The sequence below is a fragment of the Leptospira mayottensis 200901116 genome, from assembly GCF_000306675.2.
Classification (GTDB): Bacteria; Spirochaetota; Leptospiria; order Leptospirales; family Leptospiraceae; genus Leptospira; species Leptospira mayottensis.
In genome coordinates, this window is the sequence record NZ_CP024871.1 from 2641391 (window position 1) to 2650000 (window position 8610).

The following is an 8610-nucleotide window of genomic DNA, read 5'->3' on the forward strand; positions in this document are numbered from 1 at the left end:
ATCTAAAGGAAGCAAACTAACGTATAAGTTTTACGGAAACGATTCGAAACGGTCCCATAACTCTGCGAATTTTAAAACAAATCCATTTGTTTAGGCTTTTTGGACGCTTCGTCGCGTAAACTCGGAATCTCATCAAGTCCAATTCTTATTCTCAAGTAAGAATTGCTGAATACGAATTCCGGAGGAAGAAGCCAATCCGTCTTCCGTTACGGAGCGCAAAAGAAAATCCAACTCTTCGCTCCAAGAGTTTCTTTTTATTCTCCCTTGCCTCAAAATTCCCCACTTTACCGAGAGAATTTCTTCAGCGCGATTTCTCTGCCCTTCGTCCAGTAAATTAGAATTTAATAATTTTATAATAGAATAAATCCTAAAACGGTCCATAGCCGGATATCGGACGGAAAGTTGATCCTTATGTCCTCCGTATCTGACGAGTAAAAACTCATTCAAAAGAGCAACCGGGGTTTTAGATGTGATTCTCAACCAAAGGTCGTAATCCTCGCAGGCGGGAAGTCTCTCGTCCATTCCACCTTGATTTTCGTAGAGATCCTTTTTCAAAAGAACCGAAGAAGGAGTAACACTACAAAACTCAAGGCTTTGTTCGAAGATCCATCCGTTTCTTTTAGAGAGGTAAGCGGGTGGATTAACTCGTTTTCCGTTTCGAATCCAAATCTCTTGGGATTGAATAATTTCCGTTTCCGGATGTTTTTCACAATACTTCCATTGACGTTCCAATTTTTCGGGCAGCCATTCGTCGTCAGAATCCAAAAATGCGATCCAATCCCCAGAAGCTTTTTCTACTCCCCGATTTCTAGCGTGACTGACCCCTTTATGTTCTAAAGAAAGAATTTGTATTCTATCAGAAGGATTCGGAAAAGTTTCTTGAATTTTGGAAATCGTAGAATCCATCGATCCGTCGTCGACTACGATGATTTCTTTTGGCCGAAAAGTCTGTGCCAAAACGGAAGAAATCGCTTTGATAACTTTATCTTCCCGATTGAAAGTCGGAATTACGACCGAAATCGTATTCATGACCTTTTTTTAAAATGTTTTCTTAGAACTTTCTTTACAGGTTTTTTTCGAATCCGTATCTGAGAGCAGATCTTTCTAGGTTCCGGATCCAAAGGCCTTCGACTCCAAAAATTCAAAGTTCGAAGTGGATCCATCTTTTGGTGCAAGGTACATTCCGTTTTTAGAATATTTTTACCTTTGACAGTTCGAAAAGCCATGTATTTTCCCTTTAATCCCTTTATTGTACGCGGATAGAATCCGCCCGAGATGGAAATTGAAAGTTTACTTCGACGGTCCATTTCCCGGTTCGGCGTTACAAAATACAACTCCGGCCGAGGCGCCAAGGTCATTTTACCGCTTCCTTCCAAAATCCAAGCCTTGTATTTGCTTCTTCCCGGAGGAAAGTAAACACCGGATCGAAACATTTTTGTAGGAAAAAAAAGCCAGGAACTAAATAATAGAACCAGAACCAAACATAAAGAAATTATAATATTTCTGCGGTTAAAACACAAATGCCGTTCCGCAAAAAACGTAGAAGCTTTTGTTTCTGTAAAAAATGGGAACAAAGCGATCCATTGAAAATAAACGGCTCTCAAATAGAACCATTCTTGAAAAAAGGAATACACAAATACTGCCGCAACAGAGGAGAAAAAAACAGAAGAAACCAGAATAGATCGATCGCTTTTTCTGGACTTCAACAACTCATAAAAAAGAAAAAACCATAACAAGGAATAAAATACCACCCCCGTTATTCCGAGGCCAGAAAAAACCTGCAAGAACTGATTGTGAGTCGTATGATAAAAAGACGATCTTTCTTCTAGGTTTAAACAACACTCGTTGTACCACCCGTAACTTTCAAAACCTCCGCCTAACAAAGGTTTTCCAATCCCAAGCGTCAGCCCCGCTAAAAAATGAGAAAACCTTTCGGGATCTACTGAACCCGCACGCATCCAAACTACAGAAAGCGGAAATAAAACTCCTCCGAAAACGAAATGAGAGGCAAAAACCGCCACAAATGTACGCGATGTATTTCGATTTTTAATAAGAAAGAAAGGAAAAATAAAAATCGGAAGAACGCAAAATGTCAAAAAAGAGAACATACCTCCTCTGGCTCCAATCCAAAAGAAGGTTACTACGAAAACAGGAAGAACAACCGATAACAAAAGCCATTCTCTCAATCTACCATTTTTCAAAAATTGCAATTTTTTGAATATTCTGGTTTCAGAATCCTCTAATCTTGCAAAGGCCCAATAAAACAAAAAAGGAAGACCCGAAATTAAATAGATCGAGAACCAACTCCGGTTCCAAAACAAGGACTGAATTCCGAATTTCGGTAAAAATCGTTTCAAGGAAGGAATCAGAGAATGAGACAAGGCGAAAAGTTTATATCCGTCCAACCAATAATGATAAAGATTTAATATTGATTTTACGACCGGCGAAAAATATTCCAACCAACCGACGACTATCGATACGATCATACCTGCGACTACTCCCAATGCAAAAACTCGATAAACCGGGTTTGTAGCAGAAAACGCAGGAACATCCCCCAACCAATTCTTACGAGCAATCAATCCGAATAAAAATAATATTCCCAAAAACAGAAGTTTAATCGGGTAAGCAGGTTCCAACTCGGTGGAATGCAAAAACCAAAACCAACCTTTTTGATAAAAGCGAAAATCCAAAAACAAATCCGGATTCGCGATAAGACTCAAAGCCCCCGCGCCGAAAAACAAAAGTAATAGAATTCCAATCGGATGTTTCCAAAACGTATCCGTGAAAATCTTATTTCCCCGAAAGTAGTTTTCTACGATTCCGTGAATACACCAGAAAATCCAAAGACAATCCTGCAATTCCAGAAATCTTCCTCCGGGATGATTTCCAAAAACAACCCCCGAAGCGGCGAGAAAAAAAGTCGCAGCCAATGGAAACAAAACGTCCAAGACCGCAAAACATACAAAAAGAAAAGCAAAAACGATTCTAAATTTCCAAGGATAGAAAGAGAATAAAGGGAGAATTAATAGAATTCCAAAGACGGCCCAGAAAAAAGATTTGAAGCCAAGAGACGAAAACGCCGCAAGAAATGGACTTCGAATCCAATTTTTCATAAGGATACGAAAGTCCGAAAGGCGTTTTTACGAAACGATAAAATCAAATCGAAGTTTGGTTCCTTCCGACAAAAATACGGGGATTTTTTTGTTTCCAGAAAAAACTATTTTCTGATAGTTGTAACTGCGTTTTTATTTTATGCAACAGCTGGAAGAGTCCACAATCTACCCTAATAAAAATTCCTTTCGAGTCGAATTCCGCAGGAATATTTGTTCCGTAGAGACCGATGAAATTCAGGAAATTCTTTCTCAAATCCGGGAAGTCCGTCCCGATAACGTCATTTTAGATATGACTCCCGTGGTGGCGATTCCCTCCATGGTTCTCAACCGAATTTTAAAATTTATTTCCGAATTGAAAAAAGATCAAATTCAAATTTCGGAAGTAAAACTGAGCGAAGGTTTGCAACTCGTGTTTTCCAGACTCAAGATCGATTTAGGATGAAATTTTCCTTTTCGATCCTTTTATCCGTTTCGACCTTATTTCAAGCTATTGTTTTTTCCAGCGGTCTCTTCGGTTGTATTCTCGCAGAAAAGGCAAAAATCTGCGAATGCAATCACGGAAGCAAAATGCAGAAACACTCGAACGAAGAAGATAAAAGCTTTTCTAAAAAGGTCCTCTCGGAAAATCGATCGATGGTTTCTAAAAAACTCCCAAACTGTCATTCCGCAAAATCGGGAGAAGTTCATGTTTGTTCCTGCAAAAAGGCGGAAAATAAACTCTCTCAACTGAGCGCATTTTACTCGGCTCTTTTTTCTCCGATACAAGGAGCCGATATCAAGCATAACCCCAACTTCATTCAAATCATTATTTTAGAATATTCTAATTCCGGAATTCTCTCTTTTTCCTCTCCGCTAAAGCCCCCTCGATTCTCTTAACGCGCGCAGGCACAAACTTTCATCCGGAGTTTGCAAAAAGCCGATCCGCAATTTTCCGAAAATCCGTAATTTCGAAACGATCATTTCTTTTCGTTCGCAGCGACGTTTACCGTTTCATTTCGATCATTGCCTGCACATTCGCGCGTATTCAAAATACCGGCAAATTAGATTCTATATTTAGGATAACTTATTATGTTTAAAAAAATTTCCGTTTTCATCACGATAATTTCCATGTGTTCCATCTTGATTCATTGTCCTTGGGATAAAAAGAAGGACGATTCGGACCTTACCAACATTGCGGCTTTGATCGCTCTTGCGGGCGCGCCTGGAATTCAATTTTCCGCCTACGCCGGAACACAAAAATTGGAATGCGGCCAAACGCTCCGAGGTCATGCAAGAAGCTCGGAAAACCTTCCAAATGCGCACATAGCTGAAAGTACGACGTTTCAACTACACGACTTTCGTTTTTTTGTTCACGGAGTTACATTGATTCAAAACTCGGGAGAAGAAATCCCTCTCTCTCTAAATCAGGACGGAAAATTCCAATCCGGAGATATCGCTCTTTTGGATTTCGAAAACAAAACCGGCAAGTGTAACGGAACTTCGGAAACAAACCATTTCGTTTCGGCCTTCGTTGCCCCGAACACTTACAAAGGAATCAAGTTCATCGTAGGATTGCCTGAAAACAAAAACCACTTGGATGCCGACAATCAACTCCCTCCTCTTAACAATTCCGGAATGTATTGGAGTTGGACGAGCGGTTATAAATTCCTAAAATTGGATTTTGAAACCGCCGAAACCTTAGAATCATCAATCCATATCGGATCAGCCAACTGCGTGGGAACAGGAAGTTCCAGCACTTGTGCGAGGGCAAATCGAATTCCGGTTACATTAACTCCCGACGGCGGTTTTGATCCTTCCACTCAAGAAATCAAGATTAATATCCAGGCCCTATTGCAAGGAATCGACCTTCAGGCAAATTCAAACGCCGCGATGTGCATGTCCGGAATCGTCGGTGCGACGAGTATCGGTTGCCCTATCATCTTTGCAAATATCGGTTTGGATTTGAACGCGGGCACTCCGATCTCGCCGGTTCGAACCGTTTTTTCAATCAAAGCAAAAAATTAATTCGAAAGTGCTCGATTTCGTTTCGAGCATTTTGAGGAAGCAAATATATGAAATTTTTATTATATTCCATCTCTTTGTTATTCTTGATTCAGTGCGGATCCGGAATTCTTCCTTTTGGTAAAAAAAAATCGGATCTAAACGAAGCCCTTCTGCTTCTACTGATTCCGCAAAACTCGTACGTTTGGAATCTACCTCCCGGATTTCCGGTTCCGGTCGTTCCGGCTTCTAATCCTATGACCCAAGAGAAAGTGGATCTCGGCAGATTCTTATTTTATGATAAAAAACTTTCGGGTAACCAAACCCAGTCTTGTGCGTCTTGTCACAAACAATCGATCGCATTTACGGACGGTTTAACGACCGCCATCGGTTCCACGGGAGACGTTCATCCCAGAAACGCACAGGGAATCATCAATGTTGCATATAACGCTCGCCAAACATGGATCAATCCGACTCTTAAAGACCTAGAAGATCAGATGCTCGTTCCAATGTTCGGGGAACATCCTGTAGAACTAGGCCTTGCCAATCGGGAAAACGAAATACTCGATCGTTTAAGAGCGGAGAATCGATATCAAACTTTGTTTGGAAAAGCATTTCCGTTCGAAGATCCTTTTTCCGTTTCCAACGTCGTAAAAGCAATCGCCTGTTTTGAAAGAACCCTCATATCGGGACGTTCTCCTTATGATAAATTTTTGTACGAAGGAAACATTGCGGCACTCGGTAACCAAAGAGCTTCTGTCATTCGTGGAGCTCAGATTTTCTTTTCGGAAAAGGGAGAATGTTTTCATTGCCACGGAGGTTTCAACTTCGCTGAAACGAGCGTACATGTCGGAGCCGTTTCCTCAGAAATCACTTTTCATAACAACGGCCTTTACAACATTGGCGGGACCGGAGACTATCCTCCCAATAATCAGGGTTTGTACGAGTTTACGGGAGTGGCCTCCGATAAAGGCAAATTCCGGGCGCCTTCCATTAGAAATATTGAATTGACCGCTCCCTACATGCACGACGGCTCGATCGATACTCTGGAGAACGTGGTGGAACACTACAACGCAGGAGGAAGAAACATCATCAACGGACCTCACGCAGGAAACGGAAGAGCAAATCCGAATAAAAACGGTTTTGTGTTCGCAATCGGACTTACCGCCGGGGAAAAAACGGACCTCGTGAATTTTTTGAAAAGTTTAACGGATACGGAATTTGTAAATGACCCGAAACACAGCGACCCTTTTTAAACTTCTCTTTTTCTGCATCTTTTTGGGAAACTGCACTTTCGGTTCCGTAGGAGATTCCAGAAAAGAAGACGCAAAGATGTTACAGAGGTTTTTGGTTCTTTTCAACGAAAGACCCGCTTCGTTTAGGACCTTTCTGTATTACACAGACGATCAACAAGATTCTAATATAGGAAATTTTGATGTAGTTTCCGCGGCAACCATTTATAATCTTCAGCTACAACCCGGCTCCAAAATTCTCTGGGATGGAGTTTCAATTCGAGTCAATCCCAATCCTGTACTTACAGTTCCCGGGCAAACAAGAACTTTCGACGCGGGAGATCATTCCGCCAAGTCCCACACCCCGTTTACGGTTCCTTTGGATTTGCCAGTCACTTCTCCTTACGGACAAGAATACGGAACGCCTTCGTTTAACGATTCAAATATAGAAACGATCACGGAAACGATTCTCACAGGGGACGTTCATACTTCTTCGGTTCCTCTAATATCAGGAGTTCCCTCCGGCTATCTTGCTTCCGTGAAGTATAAAATCAACTTCATCAACTTAACTTTCCAGATCGTTGCTCCCGCAGTAAAAATAGTAAGGCTACAAATACCCTCCTTTACACTGGAACTCTTTCCAAGATGTAGGTTTGACATAACGCCAGAAAAACCGGGGAGCTTTCCAGTAATCTGGAAATCCAGCGGTATCTTTCAGGATCAGGGTTCCATTTCGATCTTAAATTCGATTTCCGCACTCCCAAATCCTGTGGATATCAATCCTTATCAAAACGTAAACTTATACGATCTGATTTTGGCAAACTTCCGACAGCAAGATCGAATCATATATCAAATAGGCTGTAATCTATTTTAATGAAACAAAATATTCTTATATTCCACTTTTTCTTTTTTTTTCTGTGTGTATTTTCGCTCGAAGCGCATCACACCGGAATGGGAGGTAGCGAACAATCCTCCACCCGTTTTGTGGACCCGTTCACCGGCAAAAGGGAAAAGCCTGCAAACTATGTGGTTTTCACTCAGGACTTCTTCAAACAAACAAACGAAAATAGTAATATCTACACGACCACCTTTTTCGGAGAAATGAACCTTAAAAACGGTATGTTCGCTCTAAATCTGAGCACTCCTTATACGTACTACGAGCAGAAAAATCGCTCCGACGCCGCAAGAATCGGCAAAACATACGTTGGAGTCAAATATCTACCCTTAATCGATTTTCAAAAAAATTATTTCATTGTTCTCAGTGCAAATATCGGTTTTCCATCCGGTCCCGATACGGATAGATTTACAGGGGGAAATTATTATTCCGGTATTCCCGGTCTCACTCTGGGCTACCTTTTAGGTAAGTTTAGTTTTGTAGGAAGAATCAGCGGTATCTTTCCTCTTTCAAAATCGCAACCCACCAATCTTCAAGACAACGACGGCATCTTTTATTGGCTGAGAAACCCATCTTCTTCGCCGCCCGAAGAAACGTACCTTCTTAAAAAAACGAGTCTCTTTTCCGGATACGTTACGTATCTTTGGAAGTCCGGTCTTTCTTTCTTTGCCGGTTTCTTATATAGAACTCCTTACGAAGGCGTCGATCTCAAAAGAACGAATCAAGGTAAAGTTCCGACAATTTTTAGAGAAGTCAGTTTCGGATTCTCCGCGAACATTTCCGAAAAACTCAACTTCAATCTTTCGTATCGTCATCCGCTCTATCGCGGAGACGATTATCGGTTATACGACTACGCGATTACAGCCGCAGTCTCGATCGAAATCTCGGGATTGGAAAATTCCGAACCGAAACCCAAAGAAGAAGTTAAGAAAGAATCCACCGAACCGTAAAATGCGAAATAAAATTCCCAGTAAACCGATCTCAAATGAAGTCCATTCAAGCCGATAAATAGCCAAAGGAACGTAATCTGTGATCAGAGAACGAATAACAGTTTTTGGGATAAGTTCTATGTATTTAAGACTTGTTCCAAATCCTTAAGATGTAGTAACTCCAACGGGAGAGTGTTTCAACGATAAAATCTGTTAGAAAATCCATAAATCAACAATCTACGGAAATTCCCGCGCTCTATTACAAACTTATGCAATGATTGTGCCGATTTCTTTTAAGGTTTTTGGACAAGTTTTAATGCGAAAACGATTGAAGCCTAGCCAAACGATCTCTCAAACTCAAGCCGTCTCGCTTCTATGGGCGCTCGACAGATTGCGTTCCATAATAAATCGTACCTAAAAACGAAATATCGCATTACGCTTCTTTCATACAATTTATCGAC

General features: G+C 41.1%; 8 protein-coding genes. 6 read left to right on the forward strand and 2 right to left on the reverse strand.

Annotation, left to right across the window (positions count from 1 at the left end; all coding sequences use genetic code 11):
• Positions 1 to 132: 132 nt before the first annotated feature.
• Complete coding sequence (locus tag LEP1GSC190_RS11995; RefSeq protein WP_002764201.1) at positions 133 to 1029, reverse strand: glycosyltransferase family 2 protein; 897 nt, start codon at positions 1027 to 1029, stop codon at positions 133 to 135.
• Positions 1026 to 3113 (reverse strand): O-antigen ligase family protein, encoded by a 2088-nt coding sequence (locus LEP1GSC190_RS12000; RefSeq protein ID WP_004280264.1) that lies wholly within the window; start codon positions 3111 to 3113, stop codon positions 1026 to 1028. The genes LEP1GSC190_RS11995 and LEP1GSC190_RS12000 overlap by 4 nt, the downstream gene beginning before the upstream one ends.
• 139 nt (positions 3114 to 3252) lie before the next feature.
• Between LEP1GSC190_RS12000 and LEP1GSC190_RS12005 the strand changes: the two genes are divergently transcribed.
• The 6 genes from LEP1GSC190_RS12005 (at position 3253) to LEP1GSC190_RS12030 (ending at position 8170) form a co-directional block, all read left to right on the forward strand.
• A complete protein-coding gene (locus LEP1GSC190_RS12005) occupies positions 3253 to 3555 on the forward strand; it encodes an STAS domain-containing protein (protein ID WP_002764223.1) in 303 nt (100 codons plus the stop codon).
• Entirely contained in the window at positions 3552 to 3989 is a 438-nt protein-coding gene (locus LEP1GSC190_RS12010; RefSeq protein WP_002764231.1) for an LIC_11090 family protein, read from the forward strand. Before LEP1GSC190_RS12005 ends, LEP1GSC190_RS12010 begins: the two co-directional genes overlap by 4 nt.
• A 192-nt stretch (positions 3990 to 4181) precedes the next feature.
• Complete coding sequence (locus LEP1GSC190_RS12015; RefSeq protein ID WP_002764210.1) at positions 4182 to 5117, forward strand: MbnP family copper-binding protein; 936 nt, start codon at positions 4182 to 4184, stop codon at positions 5115 to 5117.
• Between the two features lie 47 nt (positions 5118 to 5164).
• On the forward strand, positions 5165 to 6349 hold the full coding sequence (locus LEP1GSC190_RS12020) for an MbnH family di-heme enzyme (RefSeq protein WP_002764191.1): 1185 nt from the start codon (positions 5165 to 5167) through the stop codon (positions 6347 to 6349).
• On the forward strand, positions 6321 to 7199 hold the full coding sequence (lsa30, locus tag LEP1GSC190_RS12025; RefSeq protein ID WP_002764230.1) for a laminin/fibronectin-binding adhesin Lsa30: 879 nt from the start codon (positions 6321 to 6323) through the stop codon (positions 7197 to 7199). The genes LEP1GSC190_RS12020 and lsa30 overlap by 29 nt, the downstream gene beginning before the upstream one ends.
• Positions 7199 to 8170, forward strand: a complete 972-nt coding sequence (locus tag LEP1GSC190_RS12030) for an LIC11086 family outer membrane transporter (RefSeq protein WP_002764236.1) — start codon at positions 7199 to 7201, stop codon at positions 8168 to 8170. Before lsa30 ends, LEP1GSC190_RS12030 begins: the two co-directional genes overlap by 1 nt.
• Positions 8171 to 8610: the final 440 nt, after the last annotated feature.

What these genes read in the sequence shown, in the direction of transcription:
- lsa30 (WP_002764230.1), top strand. Translation starts at nt 6,321, where the DNA reads ATGACCCGAAACACAGCGACCCTTTTTAAACTTCTCTTTTTCTGCATC.
- LEP1GSC190_RS12010 (WP_002764231.1), top strand. Translation starts at nt 3,552, where the DNA reads ATGAAATTTTCCTTTTCGATCCTTTTATCCGTTTCGACCTTATTTCAA.
- LEP1GSC190_RS12015 (WP_002764210.1), top strand. Translation starts at nt 4,182, where the DNA reads ATGTTTAAAAAAATTTCCGTTTTCATCACGATAATTTCCATGTGTTCC.
- LEP1GSC190_RS12030 (WP_002764236.1), top strand. Translation starts at nt 7,199, where the DNA reads ATGAAACAAAATATTCTTATATTCCACTTTTTCTTTTTTTTTCTGTGT.
- LEP1GSC190_RS11995 (WP_002764201.1), bottom strand. Translation starts at nt 1,029, where the DNA reads ATGAATACGATTTCGGTCGTAATTCCGACTTTCAATCGGGAAGATAAA.
- LEP1GSC190_RS12000 (WP_004280264.1), bottom strand. Translation starts at nt 3,113, where the DNA reads ATGAAAAATTGGATTCGAAGTCCATTTCTTGCGGCGTTTTCGTCTCTT.
- LEP1GSC190_RS12005 (WP_002764223.1), top strand. Translation starts at nt 3,253, where the DNA reads ATGCAACAGCTGGAAGAGTCCACAATCTACCCTAATAAAAATTCCTTT.
- LEP1GSC190_RS12020 (WP_002764191.1), top strand. Translation starts at nt 5,165, where the DNA reads ATGAAATTTTTATTATATTCCATCTCTTTGTTATTCTTGATTCAGTGC.